Origin of the sequence: Microcoleus sp. S36b_A4, from assembly GCF_036700645.1 — a bacterium.
In the GTDB taxonomy this organism is placed as follows: Bacteria; Cyanobacteriota; Cyanobacteriia; order Cyanobacteriales; family Microcoleaceae; genus Microcoleus.
Window position 1 is genome coordinate 1 of record NZ_JAUBPI010000122.1, and the last position, 16421, is coordinate 16421.

Genomic DNA, 16421 nt, shown 5'->3' on the forward strand with positions numbered 1-16421 from the left:
TTATGTTCAACTAAGCAAATCGAAAATTATTTTGCTCACTGCTGTTACTGTACCTCTTAGTCACGCAAAGTGCTGTAATATAATTGTTCAGTGGGAGTGCATGGGAATTTCCTATTTTCCACAGAGGGGAAAAACCAAATATCTTTATTCTCCACTTTGTTGTCTCAACTGGGGAATTATCTAGAATGTGGATGCAATTTTTATTTTTGAGTTGTCAACTGTTGATGAAGTTGCAGTAGCTTTTTCACCCAGAAATATTGCACCAATCATGAGTATAAGAACCGCTGTATTGATAGAGCAATCGGGGGTAATTCCCTATCGTATTCAAGACGGAGAAATTGAAGTAATGCTGATTACTTCTTCGGCTAGCAAGCGCTGGGTGATTCCCAAAGGATTAATTGAACCTGACATGACTCCCCAAGATTCCGCCGCCAAGGAAGCTTGGGAAGAAGCAGGTTTGTTGGGTAAAGTTTTCCCGGATTTGCTAGGAACTTACGAGTATCAAAAGTCCGGCTGTACTTGGCTGGTAGGAGTATTTTTAATGCAAGTGCAAGCAGTTCTGGAAATTTGGCCCGAAGCTACCAAGAGAAAGCGGCAGTGGGTAAGTATTCCTAAAGCAATTAAGCGGGTTAATGAACCGGAACTGAAACTTATTTTGGCGGATTTACCTAATAGGTTCTGGTAATTTAGTCATGGATGCAGAACCTAATTATCTAAGGTGCGCCGAGGCGCATCTTAGCGCCATAATTCTTCGCGCGTCCAACCACTTTTTGGTCTTAGTATAAACTTGTAGGGTGCGTCCGTCAGCTAAAGTATTGGAAAATCGAGCTATGATTACTGACGCACCCTACAAAATGATGGCAGTGTAAAAAGTTTCCCCTTAAGCGTTAGCTGACAGAAAAGGAATGCTTTCGGCTAAGTTATCCTTAACTTCAATTCCCTGTTTTCTCGCCCAAAACTGGCTCAAAAAGTGAATTTGCCGCAAGCCGACAACTAAATTTAAACCTGGTACAAAAAGCCACCAAACTGTTAGCGGTTTTTTGATTCCTTCTTGGCGGTACAATTCATTAACTGTGTTGTAAAGTTTGAACTGCACGATGTAAATCCAAGCAATACCCAGCAAGGAAAACCAACCAAACCATCCGGGAACGTCAGGGTCGAATATTCGCAAAGCTTGGGGGACGGCTACTCCTAAAACAAAGGGAAGCAAGCAAAGGGTTCCCGACCAACCGATGCCGTTATAGCGACGCAATTCTTCTTGAATAATCCATTTGTACCATCCGTAATATAGCAGTAAACTGACTGCAGACAGGAAAATTACTCGCCACAAAGAGCGGGGTTTACCTAAAGGTTTGTCGGACATATTTAGATGTAAGATATGAATGGCTATCTTGATTGTATTAACATTTGTTAATTATTGCAAAATCATTTCTCGAATCGATCGCGCTGTTGCAGGGGCCAGCAGAACACCGTTGCGATAGTGGCCGCTGGCGATGAGAACGCGATCGTTACCGGGAAGCGTCTCGATAATTGGGGCCGGTCGCCCTTCCGGCCGCGGGCGCAATCCTGACCATTTCCTGATGATTGAGGCGAATGCTAAGGCGGGACAAAGTGCGATCGCCCTTGCCATCACTTGCGCCAAGATATCAGCATTCGCCTGAATTTCCCCGCCATTTTCGGAAAACTCCACTGTCGCCCCCACCCAAAATTCCTGATTTCCCAAAGGCACAATGTGAACGTCATCGCAAGTAATTACCGGGCTAAAATCTGGGTTTCCTACAGGATTGGGCGATCGCAAATGCAGCGCTTGTCCCAACACCGGGCGAATGTCAACCAACTGATTTAACGATGCAGTCACAGCAGCAGAACCCAAACCAGCCGCCACAATTAGTCGATCGAAATTTTCAATAACAGGCAAGATGCCTGTTCCACAAGAATTATTGACAGCAATGGAAGATGCGAGTTGAATCTCAGACACCTGAGAATCCAACTCAGTAATGCCTTGAACTTCCACTCCAAACTCAAAATTAACTCCTTTGAGTTTAGCAGCATCAACCAAAGCCAAAGTTAGCGCCGTCGGATCGACTTGCCGATCTTGAGGGGAATAAATCGCAGCAATAATCTGATCGTTTAAAGAGAGATGAGGGCAGCGAGATCGCACTCGTTCCCGATCCCAAAGTCCCAATTGCCAACCTTGAGACTCGCGAGTGGCTATCAATTTTTCCCACTTACTTAAATCCTCTCCCTCCGAACAAAGCATTAAAATTCCTTCTTTGTTAAAAGGAATTTTTCGCCCCGTAACTGCTTCCAATTCAGGAATCAAAGTTTCGTAGCGCTGAAGGCTGGTTTCCCTCAACTGCCAATTTCTGCCCTTAGTTTTGTGGCTGATAACTCCCATCAAGACACCGAGTGCAGCGCCAGTAGAACCTTGTGCCGGCGGCTGTTTGTCGAACACAGTAACTTTCAGTTCGGGAAATTGACTTAGTTCAAAGGCGATCGAAGCCCCAACAATACCACAACCAATAATTGCAACACGAACCATTCAATTTTAGATTTTAGATTTTAGATTAACAGTTTCCTAGGTTTTGTCCATATAAACCTTTTTTGGACGGGCAAGATGCCCGCCCCACAAGAAAACTAATTCTTTCTTTGTGGAACAGGCATCTTGCCTGTTTTTGACAATGATACGCCCCACAAGAAAACTGATTCTTTCTTTGTGGAACAGGCATCTTGCCTGTCCTGGATGCCAGATGTGAGTTAAAGCTAATTAAGCTTTAGGAATTAGCTGCAAGAAAGTATCAAAATCATTGACAGCTTTTTGATAGCTGGCCGTGACTTTTGCATAGTCAAGCTCTTTAGCAGCCAGATCAATGTTAACCAAATTGGTAAACAAACTCTTAGTTAAATCAACAGCTTGTTGTTGAGAACTAGGCAACAAACTCGCAGAAACGGTTTTCATTACATTCCGCAAGTCGCCTAGAGGCCCGTGAATGTAAGTTCTGGTATCAATCCAATTCCGTTTTTGAATTAGGTTTCCCAGTTTATCCATGCGCGATCGGAACTCTGTCAGAGTAGGAACATAGCGCTGAATTTGCTGGGTCTGAGCTGCTGTGTAAGTCGTTGGAACTTTTGCTTCCACACTGCTACAACTAACCAGAAATGCCATCAAAAACGCCATCATCAAGGCAAAAATTGAACGGGGACGAGTCATATTGATTTAAGATTTTAGATTTTAGATTTCTCGTTCTCAGGCTCTGCCTGGAAATGCAGCTCGGCGAGGAGCTGGTTCACTGACCTAGCACCGAGAGTTATGTACAAAGTATTATTTTACCTCCTGGCGGCGCAGAAAAGTTATCACAGCATCGCCAACTTTTTCTGACCAATGTTCTTGAGGATAATGCCCCGCTTGTTCCAGTGTGACTAACTCTGCATTTTGCAGGGAACCGACTAGCTTTTGAACAGGTTCAACACTCAGCCAAGGATCTGTCAAACCCCATACAAATAAAGTTGGTCGAGTCCATCCTTTCAAGCCGGATTCAATTTCGGCCATTGACTGCGGCAATTGAATATTGCGGACTGTATTCATCAGCGATCGACCTGCATCCGAACTCTTCAAAAACGGGCGGCGGTAAACATCTAAATCCTTGTCTGATATTGTCTGGCGGCTGCCACCTTCGAGAGTTCTGTCAACCAAAAGCGGGTCTTGCGTCATCATGTCGCCAATAAAAGGCAGCCCCAACTGCTGCATTTTCCAAGGCAATTTTATATCTGCTGAAACTGGTGTATTTATGATGGCTAGACGCTCAATTTTATCGGGATTGCGTAAAGCGTATTGAATGCCGGCTGAAGCTAAAAATCCTTGGACAACGAGGTAAAATCGGTCTAATTCTATAGCTTGAATAAAGCCAGCAAGGGCGTCAACAAAAGCATCGGGAGTGTAGGCAAAGTCGCGCTTGTCTGGTTTTGTCGATCGCCCGTAGCCCACCCAATCTGGGGCGATCGATCTAAATCCCTGTGCAGCCAAATCCGGCATCATTACAGTCCAGGTAAAACTCTGAGACGGCAAACCGTGCAGCAGCAGTACGGGCGGTTTACCAGTTTCGTTAACCGGATTTGTTTCCCGATAAAACCATTGCAGCGGGCCTACTTCAACTATCTTCTCATCAATTAACATTATTTTACTTGTTATTTATCAAAGAATAAGGCGGGGAATACCCGCCCTACTTACCTAATAGTTGGGTGCACACATAGTACCTTACCCAACTAATTACAGCCGCGTTTAGAAATTCATTTCAGCAGCTTGAACTTTTTCGACCTGTTTCTTCTTGAGAACCAGCATGATTTGAGCCAGCATGGTTATAGCCACGAAAGCCATCAATCCTTTAACTCGACCTGCACTTTGCAGCACAATCTCCACGTCTTTTTGACCGAAGCCACCCACATTAGGATTGTTCGTCAAAAGTTCACCTGCTGCAACTGTTTGTCCTTCAGTAACAATCAGTTCTGGGCCTGCGGGAATCGTATCAACAACGGCTGCACCTTCAGCAGGTTGAATTGTCACTTCATAACCGCCAGCTTCCGGTTGAGCAATCTTAGAAATGCTGCCAGCTACCGAAGCATTGTAAACAGTATTATTGCTCTTTTCGCCAGTAGGATAAACCTGACCGCGACCGCGGTTGCCGCCAACATAAATTTGGTATTTGCCGTAGTGAACCGACTTGTCAGTTTCTGGATTCGGCGACAAAACTGGGAATACCAATTCTTTGTACTGTTCTCCCGGCACCGGGCCCACTAAAAGAATATTTTCTTGGGTTTCGCTGTAAGGTTGGAAGTAAAGATCGCCGACTTTTTCCTTCATTTCTTCGGGAATTCTGTCAGCGGGAGCAATCTTGAAACCTTCGGGCAACATCACAACTGCGCCGACATTCAAGCCACCTTTGCTGCCGTCGCCGACAACTTGTTGCACGCTAGTATCGTAGGGAATCTTGACAATAGCTTCAAACACTGTGTCAGGCAAAACCGATTGCGGCACTTCAACTTCAGTCACTTTTGCACCGAGGTGACAGTTAGCGCAAACAATGCGGCCTGTTGCTTCGCGGGGAGTAGCGGGTGCTGTTTGCTGAGCCCAGAAAGGGTAAGCAAATGCTGCTTGGGGAAGTGCGATGTCGCTGGTAAGGAAAAACCCTGCGGCTACGATCGCAATTAAGGCTGTTTTCGCGATCGTCCTGGCACTGCGGCGAAATATCGCAGATAAATTAGTTTGTGGCATTAGAGTATTCAATCTCAAAGGTCAGACAATTTTGGATTTTGGATTTTGGATTTTGGATTTTGGACTTTGGACTTTGGATTATTAGACTGCTTTAGGGATGCAATTATCTGTGGTTTTCACCATTCACCCCATATCTAAAATCTCAAATCTAAAATCCAAAATAGTTTAAGACCACCAAGGTGCTTCGCCGGTGCGGAAATCTGTTTCTGTCCAAGTTGTAAAAGCGATCTTGTCATCTGCGACAGTGGCGTGGGCCAGGGCCAGAGACAAAGGCGCGGGGCCGCGCACCACTTTGCCCTCATTATTGTATTGAGAACCGTGGCAAGGACAGATAAACTTGTTTTCGCTAACATTCCAAGGCACGACGCAACCCAAGTGAGTGCAGACTGCATTGATACCGTAGTCGGCTATAGATTGGTCTTCTTTGACCACAACATAGGTGGGGTCGCCTTTGAGACCTTGGGCTAAGCTGCGATCGCCCGCAGGGTGCGAAGCCAAATATTCGCTAACGATGATGTCGTTACCCAAAGCATCTTTAGCTGTCACTCCGCCCCCAACTGCCCCACTCGACGGAGGAACAAAATATTGGACAACGGGATAGAGTGCGCCCAGTGCCACACCTGTGACTGTACCGAACGTCAGCAAATTCATAAATTGGCGACGCCCCATATCGGGGACATCGGGATTTCCAGCAGAAGATTGAGCCATGACCTGCCTTTACGGTTTTAAGTTACGTTTGTTTGTTAGCTGTTAGCGAACTTGTACGTGCAGAGAAAGGAGGATAATTGCCGTTAATCTGCTCGCACAAATTTTAGGCCGCGAAAATTCCTTTTAAGAATGCGCCTTCCAGCCTTTATTAGAGTATTATTACATTTTTTGAACTTTGTCTTTTATTGTTTAATGGATTAACTCAGGAGCAACCATGACGGGCCAGGATTTACACCAGCTACTGCTAGAAAAATGGGGAAAGTCTTACGATATCAGATTGCGGCGAACGCGGGGCAAGATTTTTGTACAAGTTATGTGGAAATATCTAGAACAGGCATCTTTTCCGATGACGGAGGCTGATTATTTCGAGCATTTGGATGCGGTGGCCAATTACCTCAACGGCTGGGGAAGCACTGAACAGGTGAGAGAATACATCGTAACTACTCGCGATCGCCCGCGTTTGGGCAAAGCTGTCAGCGTTCCTCTAGATTTGGGTGAAAGAGCCTCCGAGTGGTTGCTAGACGAGTTTTGAATCACTCAGTCGATTTTAGATTTTAGATTTTAGATTTTAGATTGACTCTACAGCCGGGATCTGGGGGAGTTCCCTAAAGTTTTGTGTCGCGCCGCGGCTGGATTAGTTGAGCCCAAAGTCCCGAAAATCGATCGGCGAGCTTGTCATACGACTTCCTGCTGGTGAGAAACTAAGCTGTGGCGCATCTAATTTGCACAGTTGTTTTGATTCAAAGTCTTGTGTGGCGGGCTTTGCTGCGCGCCCGCAACTGTGGGATTTAAATACCGCAACAGTTTCTGGGGCTTTTTAGGGGCTTTTTAAATTTTGGGCGATCGGACTTCTAGCTTACCAAAATCATCCGAAGCAATTTCTGTCAACAATTTCACATACAATGAGTGTCAGATATCTTGTGAAATTTAGGAGAATGTTGTAATGGGTGTTGCACTGGGAATGGTTGAAGTCTTAGGATTTCCCGCTGCAGTAGAAGTTGCGGACTCAATGGTGAAAGCAGCCCGTGTTACTTTAGTTCGCTATGAGAAAATAACCCGCGCCTACTGGACAATTATAGTGCGAGGAGATGTTTCTGAAGTGCAAGCAGCCGTTGCTGCTGGAATTGAATCAGTTAAAAAGGTCGATGGCGGAAAGTTGCTATCGTATCACATAATTGCTCGTCCCCACGAGAATCTGGATTACATTTTGCCGATCGGCTACACTCCCGAAGTAGAACAGTTCCGAATGTAGTCAAAGTTTTGACAAAACTTTGGTGTGGAATTTTAACTTTTAGTAATTATAGAGGCGCGGGCGATCGCGTCTCTATATTTTTTTGTCGGCAAGTCGATCGATCTTTCTGTGGAGTTTTTAGCGCCCTAAAAGCTTTACCAAACCAACCCCGCCAAAATACAAGCTTAGCACCGCACCTCCTAAAAGACTTTGCGTTAAAGGGTCAGTAGAAGGCGTTAAAACCGCTCCCAAAACTGCCGCTCCCAAGACTACATAGCGCCAGCCGGAAAGCATTTGGTTGGAAGAAACTATGCCCAAAACGCCGAGCAATACTTGGACGATCGGGATTTGAAAAGCTAAGCCAGTGCTGAACATTAACAACAGTACAAATTTAAAGTATTTGTCGATCGACCACAACTGCTCTACAACATCGGCCCCATAGGTAACAAAGAAATTCAGCGCCGCCGGAATCAGAGCGATGTAAGCAAATACTAAACCGCCCAAAAATAGGAAACTCGAACCTAAAAACACAGGCCCCAGCAACCTGCGTTCTTTCCGAGTCAAGCCGGGGAGAACAAACAGCGCTATCTGGTAAAAAATAAACGGAGTGGCGATGAGCAAACCGCTGTATCCGGCTACTTCGATAGAAACAAAGAAATACTCCCCCGGAGCTAGTTGCAGAAACTTGACGGGCCCTGCCGGTACTTCTAGCAGTTGCACGATGGGTTTAACTGTGAAAAAGCAACCGATTACAGCGATTACTACTGCAATTAGCGAGTAGAAAAGTCGCTGCCGCAATTCTTCTAAATGATCGAATAAAGACATTTCAACTTCGTCAGGAAGTTCGTCGAGAAATTCGTTTTCTAAGTTGCGAGAACCCATCGCACCGCCGGCGATTGGTGCAATGCTGTTTTCGGAGCTAATTGCTTCGAGGTTTTGGTCGGAACCTTGTTCGGGCGTCTCCAAGTTTGAGGGAGCAGTCATAGGGAATGGGTAATTGGTAAGGGGTATTGGGAAGAGGAAAGGGGTAATTTGAAAGTGGTAATTAATTGAAATTGGAAATTGAGAATAGTTATTTCATAATTGCTCCGACTTCCTTCTTCATTCTTTATTCTGACATCAGCAGTAGAAGGAACGATCGATAATTAATCCGTGTATCCGTGTCAAAATCCGTGTCGTGCCTTCATTATTCAATGACGATCGCAATTTTGCCGATCGCGCGGCCGGTTTCGCTGTAAGCGTGGGCTGCTGCTACTTCTTGTAAGCTGTAAGTGCGATCGACAATCTGCTCAACTTTATCGGATTCTATTAACTCCCGCAAAGCCCCTAAATCGCTGGGGTTGGCATTGGCTAGAATGAATTTAGCTTTTTTACCCGAGATAAACCAGCTAGTTAACATCGGTGCGAGGTTCTCGAAACTTGGCAAAGTCGATATATAAATTCCCTCTGGTTGCAGCACTTTTTCGCATTCAGAAAATGTTCTCGTCCCGACAGCATCTAAAATTATATCATATTTATCTGTCTGTTGAGTAAAGTCAATTTCTGCGTAATCCAGGACAAAATCGGCTCCTAAACTCTTCACCAATTCTCTATTTTTAGCACTGCAAACTCCCGTTACTTCCGCATTCATTGCTTTCGCAACTTGCACGGCAAAAGTGCCGACTCCGCCGGAAGCGCCGTTAATCAATACTTTATTTCCGGCTTGAATTTGACCCAAATCCCTGAGCGATTGCAAAGCAGTTAAACCTGCGATCGGTACTGCTGCTGCTTCTGCATGAGTGATGTTTTTCGGTTTAATTGCTGCATCCGATTCTGGCGCGGCCACGTATTCGGCGCAAGCACCCCCATTGATGGGATTTAAGAAAGTATAAACTTCATCTCCGGGTTGAAATTTGGTGACTTCCCGGCCGACTTCCACGACAACTCCCGATATGTCAGAACCGACGATTCGAGGAAAGTTAAATCCTGTTAATAGTTGCAGGTGTCCTTGCCGGATTTTCCAGTCTACGGGATTGACGCTGCTAGCGCGAACTCGCACTAACAATTCGTTGGATTTGGCGATCGGCTTGGACAACTCTCGGTATTGCAATTCCTCGGCTGAACCGTAACGATCGAACGCAACTGCTTTCATGGCAAATTTCCCGGTCTATTTTTAAGAGAAGACTCAATCCTTTACAATTACAGCACATTCGATCTAAATGTGACACAGTAAATTGAGCTAGACTTGTAGCAGCGGGCGATCGACTCTTGGAGGCCTCCAGACCGAAAGCATCCAGGATACAAGCCCCCGGATTCATTCCGAAAGCAGACTCAGTACCCAGAAATAAAAAACCTGTATCCGAGAAACTTGCCCCCCGAATTTATCCGTGGGGTCAATGCTTCAATTCTTTAATCTAAAATCTAAAATCTAAAATCGATTGACAGGACGCAGGCGTGAGGCAATGGGTTCGCTGGCAAGCGTGCGATCGACTAGAGATTAAAATTAATAGGAAGAGGGCGGGCGATCCCATAACCCTGAGCATAATCTACTCCAATCTCCCGCAATTTTTCTAAGATAGTCTCGTCTTCGACAAACTCAGCTATAGTTTCAAGATTCATCGCATGGGCAATACGATTAAAGCCTTCAACGAGCGCTTGAGAAATCAAATTATGACTAATATTCTTGACAAAAGCACCATCAATCTTTAAATAATCAACTGGTAAATTCATCAGATAAGCAAAAGAACTCAACCCACTGCCAAAATCATCTAAAGCAAAGCAACAGCCAATCTTTTTGAGTTCGCCCATGAAATATCTGGCTTGATCAAAGTTTGCGATCGCTGCGGTTTCCGTGATTTCAAAACCAATGGTTTGTGGGGGGACTTTGTAGCGAGAAAATTGTTCGATTAAAAACCTCAGAAACTGATTGTTACTAATGCTGGCCCCAGAAAGATTGATCGTATACAAGCCTTGACTAAGAATATCTTTCTCCGGCAATTTGTGATAATTAGAGAAAAAAGTTTCGATTACCCAACAATCGATCTCAGTTATCAATCCGTAACGCTCTGCGGCGGGAATAAACTCATTTGGAGATACTACTTCTCCATTTTCGTCCAGCATTCTGAGCAAAATCTCATAATGCTCTACTAATGGGTTAGAGCTAATAGAGACAATCTTTTGGCAGTAGAGACGAAAATGATTGGTTCCCAACGCTCGGCTGATTTGGGAAATCACCAGTCTCTCACCACGTTGTTTAATTACTTCCTCATCATCTAGGCTATAAACATGAACACAGTTGCGGCCTCTCGCTTTGGCGGCATAACAAGCTGCATCAGCCTCTCCCAGAACCTGCATCAAATCTTTGCTGGTTTGGTTAATGGCAACAACTCCAATGCTGACCCCGATGATAAAGGTTTTGCTATTCCAAATAAACCGAAACTGATGCACTAAGTCTTTGAGTTTTTCTGCAATCTGAGCTGCTTCAGAGAGCGAACACTGAGAGAGCAAAATACCAAATTCATCACCTCCCAAGCGAGCCAGCATATCACTAGCACGGACTCCCTGTTGAATAAGTGCGGTGATTTGGCGCAGTAGCTCATCGCCAGCAATATGCCCTACGGTATCGTTAACGACTTTGAACTGATCTAAATCTAAATAACAGAGAGCGTGCTGCTGATTGCTATCTTGACAAGAGGCGATCGCCTCAACTAGGTGCTGCTCAAATCTTCGACGGTTGATTAACCCCGTCAGGGCATCGTGACTGGCTTCCCAAGAGAGTTGACGGGTGAGATAGCGCGATTCAGTAACATCATGAAAGACGATAACTGCCCCGATAATTTGACCTTGGCGGTCTCGAATTGGTGCAGCCGAGTCAGCAATGGGGTACTCCGTTCCATCATGGGCAATCAGAATAGTATTGTTAGCTAAGTTCACAATTCGCTCCTCTAATAGAGCCTTGTTTATAGGATTCTCTACTGGCTCTCGTGTTACTTGATCAACAATTAGGAATAATTTAGAGAAAGGAACGCCTTGAACCTCATGAATTTTCCAGCCTGTCAGTCGCTCAGCTATAGGATTGAAATATCTCACATTACCTTGGGCATCTGTAGTGATAACCCCATCACCAATTGATTGCAGTGTCACTTGAGCCAATTCCTTTTCAGCAAAGAGAGACTCTTCAAGACGCTGCCGTTCTTCAATTTCTATCAATAGACGTAAATTCTGCTTTTGGAGTTTTTGTTGCAGCCTTCCGATAGTTAGGTGGGTCTCAACACGAGCTAATACTTCTTCGACTTGAAATGGCTTAGCAATATAATCTACCCCTCCCGCTGCCAGCCCTTGCACCTTATTAAATGTTTCATTTAGCGCACTCAAAAAAATTATGGGAATGTCTGCGGTGCGCTCATCTAATTTTAATTTTCGGCAAACTTCATACCCATCCTGATCGGGCAACTTAATATCTAGTAAAATTAACTCCGTCGATGGAGATTGGGCGGCTCTGAGCGCCATTGCACCTGTCGTGGCACTGCGAACTTTATAACCCTGTGCGCTCAAAGTATCCCTGAGCAGACGTAGGTTATCAGGCAGATCGTCAACAATTAAAATATTGCCTCGGTAGTTTGTAGCTAGATCGCTAACCCTATCGCTAGTTCTATCAACAATCATACTCATTTCCCTAGTTTCCTGCTAGAGGAATATAAACATATGCACAAATAGTATAGTTTAATTATTCGGTTAAAAAAGTCACTTTACCCACAAAGAAGTCCTGCGATCCTGGAGATATGGCGCTGGCAAGGGGGCGCAACCATACAAAATCTGAATAGTTCGGTTAGGGGCACTCCCCCCGTGGTTGCCCTTCTTCGGTTCGCCTAACATCATAAGAAGATTGTTTCAACCCAAGCAGCCGATTTATGAACAAGCACATTTCTCACATGGCAAGTCTACTCGTCATTGCGATCGGATGTCTCGTGCTGCTGGGTTGGCAATTTGACATCTCCCTACTCAAAAGTGGTTTTCCCGGTATGACTGCGACCATGAAAGCAAACACGGCAATTTGCTTTTTGCTGGCTGGAGTTTCTTTGAGATTGTTGCAGTACCAAAGACTAACCCGACTGCATTATCGAGTCGCTCAAGGGACGGCAGGATTCATCATCATCATCATCGGGCTGCTGACGCTGAGCGAGTATCTCTTTGGTTGGCATCTGGGCATTGATGAGTGGCTTTTCCGGGATGTCGGGTCTTCAGAGACTCCTGATCCGGGGCGAATGGCAGTGAATACCGCCTTAAATTTTGTGCTGATGGGAGTAGCACTATTACTGCTAGGGAAAAATTCCCAACGGGACACTTGGTTGGCTCAGATTTGCAGTAGTGTTGCAGCTTTAATGTCTCTGCTAGCTTTATTTGGATACATCTTTGAGGTCAAAATTTTCGCCCAACTAATCGTAGTTACAACAGCTCAAGTACCATCCACGATCCTAAGCTTTTTCATCCTCTATGGGGGAATTTTATGGCTCCGACCCAACGAAGGATTAATGCAAGTAGTAACCAGCCCGCTAGTCGGCGGAGTGATGTTGCGGTGGTTGCTGCCTTGGGCAGTAATCTTTCCAGTGGTAATGAACTGGTTCACTCTTCATGGGGAAAAAGTAGGCTGGTATAACGCTGAATATGGCTATGCCTTGCGGTCAACCATCATGGTTCTCACGTTCTCAATTCTCATTTGGGGGACGGCTCGATCTCTAAACCAGATAGATTTCAATCGCCAACAAACCCAAGTAGAGCTTCAAAAACTTAATGCAACTTTAGAAAATCTTGTGACTGAACGGACTGAAGCTATACGACAATCACAGGCTCGTTTTGCTGGAATTCTAGAAATAGCCAACGATGCAATTATTTCTGTCGATCGCACTCAACAGATTACCCTGTTTAATCAAGGGGCGGAAAAGATTTTCGGCTATAAAACAGAGGAAGTTTTAGGGCAACCCCTAAGCTTACTGCTGCCAGAGCCGTTTAGGAATGCTCACCAGCAGCATATCCAACAATTTGCTCAATCTTCTGGTAGAGCGCGAAGGATGGCAGAACGAGGTGAGATTTTTGGTCGCCGTCAAGATGGCACTCTGTTTCCGGCTGAAGCCTCAATTTCTAGGCTGGAAATGGGAGACGAAACGGTATGTACTGTTATTCTGCGCGATATTAGCGATCGCAAAAAAGCCCAGGAAGAATTACTTCAAACAACAACGCTGCAAAAAGCCATTTTAGATAGTACCAACTACACCATCATTTCCACCGCCGTAGATGGCACGATTCTTACCTTTAATCAAGCCGCCGAGAGATTGCTGGGATATAGTGCCGAAGAAATTGTGGGGAAAGCAACACCTGAGATCCTTCACGACAAGGAGGAAGTCGTGCGGCGCGCCGAAGATTTATCTGCTGAGATGGGAATCTCTATCGAACCAGGATTTGAGACTTTTGCGGCCAAGGCACGCCTTGGAATGCCAGACGAGTACGAATGGTCCTACATCCGCAAAGATGGCAGTCGCATTCCATTACTCCTCTCGGTGACGGCTTTATATGACCCAGAGGGCAAGATCACAGGGTTTCTCTCCATTGGAAACGATATTACCCTCCGCAAGCAAGCAGAAGCATCACTGGCACGCATGGCAGCGATTGTGGAACATTCTGGTGAGGCAATGATTAGCAAGTCCTTAGACGGCATCATTTTAAGCTGGAACAATGCAGCAGAAGAAATCTTTGGCTACAAGGCTGAAGAAATTATAGGACAATCGATTACTATTCTAATTCCACCTCATCTTATCTACGAAGAACAGCAAACTCTCGCCACGCTTCGACAAGGAGAAATAATTAAAAACCATGAAACTGTGCGCGTCCGCAAAGATGGACAGCTTATCGACATCAATTGTACCATATCACCTCTGAAGGACACAGCAGGCAGAATTCTTGGGGCTTCTGTAATTAAACGCGACATCACTGCTCGCAAGCGTGCTGATATCGAGCGCCAACAAATGGAGACAGCTTTACAAAAGAGTGAAGAGCAGTTTCGCCATGCGTTTGAAGATGCGTCGATCGGGATGGCAATCCTTTCCCTTGATGGGCATTTTCTTAAAGCCAATTCGGTTTTATGTCAGATTCTGGGTTATTCCCAAGCAGAACTTTTAGGGTTAACGTATCAAAGCATTACCCATCCTGACGATTTAGAAATGGACATCAAAAACGTCAATCTTCTATTAACAGGAAAAATAGAAAGTTACTCTCAAAGAGAAAAGCGTTATATCCATAAGCAAGGACATATTATTTGGGGTTTACTTAATGGCTCAATAATCAGAGATAAGGCGGGAAATGCGCTAAGTTTTATTGCTCACGTTCAAGATATTACGGACAGAAAAAAAGCTCAAGACAAGCTAGAACTGCAAAGCATTATTATGAATAATATGGCAGGTGGCGTATGTTTAGTCAAAGCCTCAGACTTGACGATGGTCTACACTAATCCTAAATTTGATGCGATATTTGGCTATACAGAGGGCGAACTCGCAGGTCAACCCATTGGTGTAATAAATTATGTCGATACACAGGTTACACCCGACGAAACCGTTGAAGATATTGTGACTCAACTCGATCGGGATGGGGAAGCGAAATATGAAGTCTACAACAAAAAAAAAGATGGCACACTCTTTTGGTGCAGAGTTCATACATCTAGGTTTGAGCATCCTGAATACGGAACTGTATATGTTGCCGTTCAGGAGGATGTATCGCAGCTAAAACTTGCTCAGCAAGCCTTACAATCCACCACAAATCGCCTTAACTTTCTCCTGAACTACAGTCCCGTCGTCATTTTTAGCAGTAAAGCTGATGGCGACTATGGCGCAACCTTCATCAGCGAAAACATCAAAGACGTAATGGGCTACGAAACTAAAGCATTTTTAGAAGAGTCTGGATTTTGGATGAATCATCTGCATCCCGATGAAGTAGACCAGGTGGTTAATGGAATAACTAACCTGTTCACCGATGATTTTTATTTTCAGGAATTCCGTCTTCTGCACGCAGATGGGAATTATCGCTGGGTACTCGAACAACTCAAGCTAATTCGCGATCGTGCAGGTAGACCAGTGGAAATCTTGGGATATTTAATTGATATTAGCGATCGCAAACAAGCTGAGGTAGAACTTCTGCAGGCAAAAGAAGCAGCAGAAGCAGCCAACCAAGCCAAGAGTGTCTTCCTCACCAATATGAGCCACGAACTCCGCACCCCCCTCAACTCAATTTTGGGATTCACGCAATTGATGAGCTATGAGAGCAATCTGACTCCTTCTCTCCAAGAACATTTACAGATTGTCAATCGTAGCGGTAGACATTTATTGGACTTGATTAACGATATTTTAGATTTATCCAAAATAGAGAGCGGACGGATGACGCTAAATCCTTCTGACTTTGCTTTCACAAGTTTGCTGACTTCTATTGAACAAATGTTCCAAGTTAAAGTCCAATCTAAAGAATTGCAACTCATTTTCGAGCTAGATCCAGACATTCCTGAATTTGTGCATAGCGACGAGAAAAAACTCTATCAAATCTTGGTCAATCTGCTCGGTAATGCGATTAAGTTTACCAATCAAGGAAGCGTCACCCTACGGGTAAGAGCAGCACAAAGAGACAACACATCCTGTCACCTATGTTTTGAAGTTGAGGATACAGGCGTGGGAATTGCGCCCACAGAAATTGACAGCTTATTTAAGGTATTTGTGCAAGCCCAAGCTGGAAATAATTTGAGTCAAGGCAGTGGGCTTGGTTTAGCCATCAGTCAAAAACTCGTCAAACTTATGGGCGGTCTGATTCGGGTTAAAAGCACTTTGAACCGAGGTAGCACTTTTTCCTTTGAGATTCGTGTACAGTTACCTCAAGCAGAATCCTTACCCCCAAAATCAATTAATCAAAGAGTAATTAGTTTAGCTCCCGGACAACCGGCTTACCGCATTCTTGTCGTTGAAGATTTAGCAGAAAATCGCCGCTTGTTAGTCGATATCCTTACTTCCATTGGCTTTGAGGTGAGAGAAGCAACACAGGGAGTGGAGGCAATCTCACTGTGGGAGAGTTGGTTGCCACACCTGATTTTCATGGATCTGCGAATGCCCATCATGGACGGCTACACAGGTTAGAGTCGATAGGGGCGTTGCCACCCCTACCTCTCCTTCAGAACGGAACGTGAAACTTTCGCTTCATTCCGCT

Annotated in this window: 13 protein-coding genes; 4 read left to right on the top strand and 9 right to left on the bottom strand. The window is 44.9% G+C overall.

The genetic code is table 11. The features are described 5' to 3' along the window. Positions 1-268: 268 nt before the first annotated feature. Entirely contained in the window at positions 269-685 is a 417-nt protein-coding gene (locus QUA03_RS25850) for an NUDIX hydrolase (protein WP_333216166.1), read from the top strand. Positions 686-880: 195 nt separating this feature from the next. Here the strand turns inward: QUA03_RS25850 and QUA03_RS25855 are convergent, their stop codons facing one another. The 6 genes from QUA03_RS25855 to petC all read right to left on the bottom strand — a co-directional run bounded on the left by QUA03_RS25855 (position 881) and on the right by petC (position 5977). Further along, on the bottom strand, positions 881-1363 hold the full coding sequence (locus QUA03_RS25855) for a hypothetical protein (protein ID WP_333216168.1): 483 nt from the start codon (positions 1361-1363) through the stop codon (positions 881-883). A gap of 51 nt (positions 1364-1414) precedes the next feature. Continuing rightward, on the bottom strand, positions 1415-2542 hold the full coding sequence (locus QUA03_RS25860) for an FAD-dependent oxidoreductase (RefSeq protein WP_333216170.1): 1128 nt from the start codon (positions 2540-2542) through the stop codon (positions 1415-1417). A 225-nt stretch (positions 2543-2767) separates the two neighbouring features. Further along, entirely contained in the window at positions 2768-3211 is a 444-nt protein-coding gene (gene psbQ, locus QUA03_RS25865) for a photosystem II protein PsbQ (protein ID WP_333216172.1), read from the bottom strand. 111 nt (positions 3212-3322) lie between these two features. Further along, positions 3323-4174, bottom strand: coding sequence for an alpha/beta fold hydrolase (locus tag QUA03_RS25870; RefSeq protein ID WP_333216174.1), 852 nt, complete (start codon positions 4172-4174; stop codon positions 3323-3325). A gap of 105 nt (positions 4175-4279) precedes the next feature. Next, positions 4280-5269 carry a cytochrome f gene (petA, locus tag QUA03_RS25875; protein WP_333216176.1) on the bottom strand — a complete coding sequence of 330 codons (990 nt, stop codon included), beginning with the start codon at positions 5267-5269 and terminating at the stop codon, positions 4280-4282. Positions 5270-5434: 165 nt separating this feature from the next. Further along, positions 5435-5977: a cytochrome b6-f complex iron-sulfur subunit gene (petC, locus tag QUA03_RS25880; RefSeq protein WP_242717315.1), complete on the bottom strand. Its 543-nt coding sequence runs from the start codon at positions 5975-5977 to the stop codon at positions 5435-5437. A gap of 214 nt (positions 5978-6191) precedes the next feature. Between petC and QUA03_RS25885 the strand changes: the two genes are divergently transcribed. Together QUA03_RS25885 and QUA03_RS25890 are read left to right on the top strand one after the other, a co-directional pair. Further along, on the top strand, positions 6192-6509 hold the full coding sequence (locus QUA03_RS25885; protein ID WP_333036983.1) for a DUF3067 family protein: 318 nt from the start codon (positions 6192-6194) through the stop codon (positions 6507-6509). A 411-nt stretch (positions 6510-6920) separates the two neighbouring features. Continuing rightward, positions 6921-7229, top strand: a complete 309-nt coding sequence (locus QUA03_RS25890; RefSeq protein WP_333044070.1) for a carbon dioxide-concentrating mechanism protein CcmK — start codon at positions 6921-6923, stop codon at positions 7227-7229. A gap of 117 nt (positions 7230-7346) precedes the next feature. On the opposite strand, the gene tatC is transcribed toward QUA03_RS25890, so the two are convergent. The 3 genes from tatC to QUA03_RS25905 form a co-directional block, all read right to left on the bottom strand. After that, the gene (gene tatC / locus QUA03_RS25895) at positions 7347-8192 is read right to left on the bottom strand and encodes a twin-arginine translocase subunit TatC (protein ID WP_333216178.1); all 846 of its coding nucleotides are present in this window, start codon (positions 8190-8192) and stop codon (positions 7347-7349) included. Between the two features lie 202 nt (positions 8193-8394). Further along, positions 8395-9339 carry an NAD(P)-dependent alcohol dehydrogenase gene (locus QUA03_RS25900; RefSeq protein ID WP_333216180.1) on the bottom strand — a complete coding sequence of 315 codons (945 nt, stop codon included), beginning with the start codon at positions 9337-9339 and terminating at the stop codon, positions 8395-8397. A 338-nt stretch (positions 9340-9677) separates the two neighbouring features. Then, positions 9678-11858, bottom strand: a complete 2181-nt coding sequence (locus tag QUA03_RS25905; protein ID WP_333216182.1) for an EAL domain-containing protein — start codon at positions 11856-11858, stop codon at positions 9678-9680. A 239-nt stretch (positions 11859-12097) separates the two neighbouring features. Between QUA03_RS25905 and QUA03_RS25910 the strand changes: the two genes are divergently transcribed. Beyond that, complete coding sequence (locus QUA03_RS25910) at positions 12098-16351, top strand: PAS domain S-box protein (protein WP_333216184.1); 4254 nt, start codon at positions 12098-12100, stop codon at positions 16349-16351. The last annotated feature ends 70 nt before the right edge of the window (positions 16352-16421 follow it).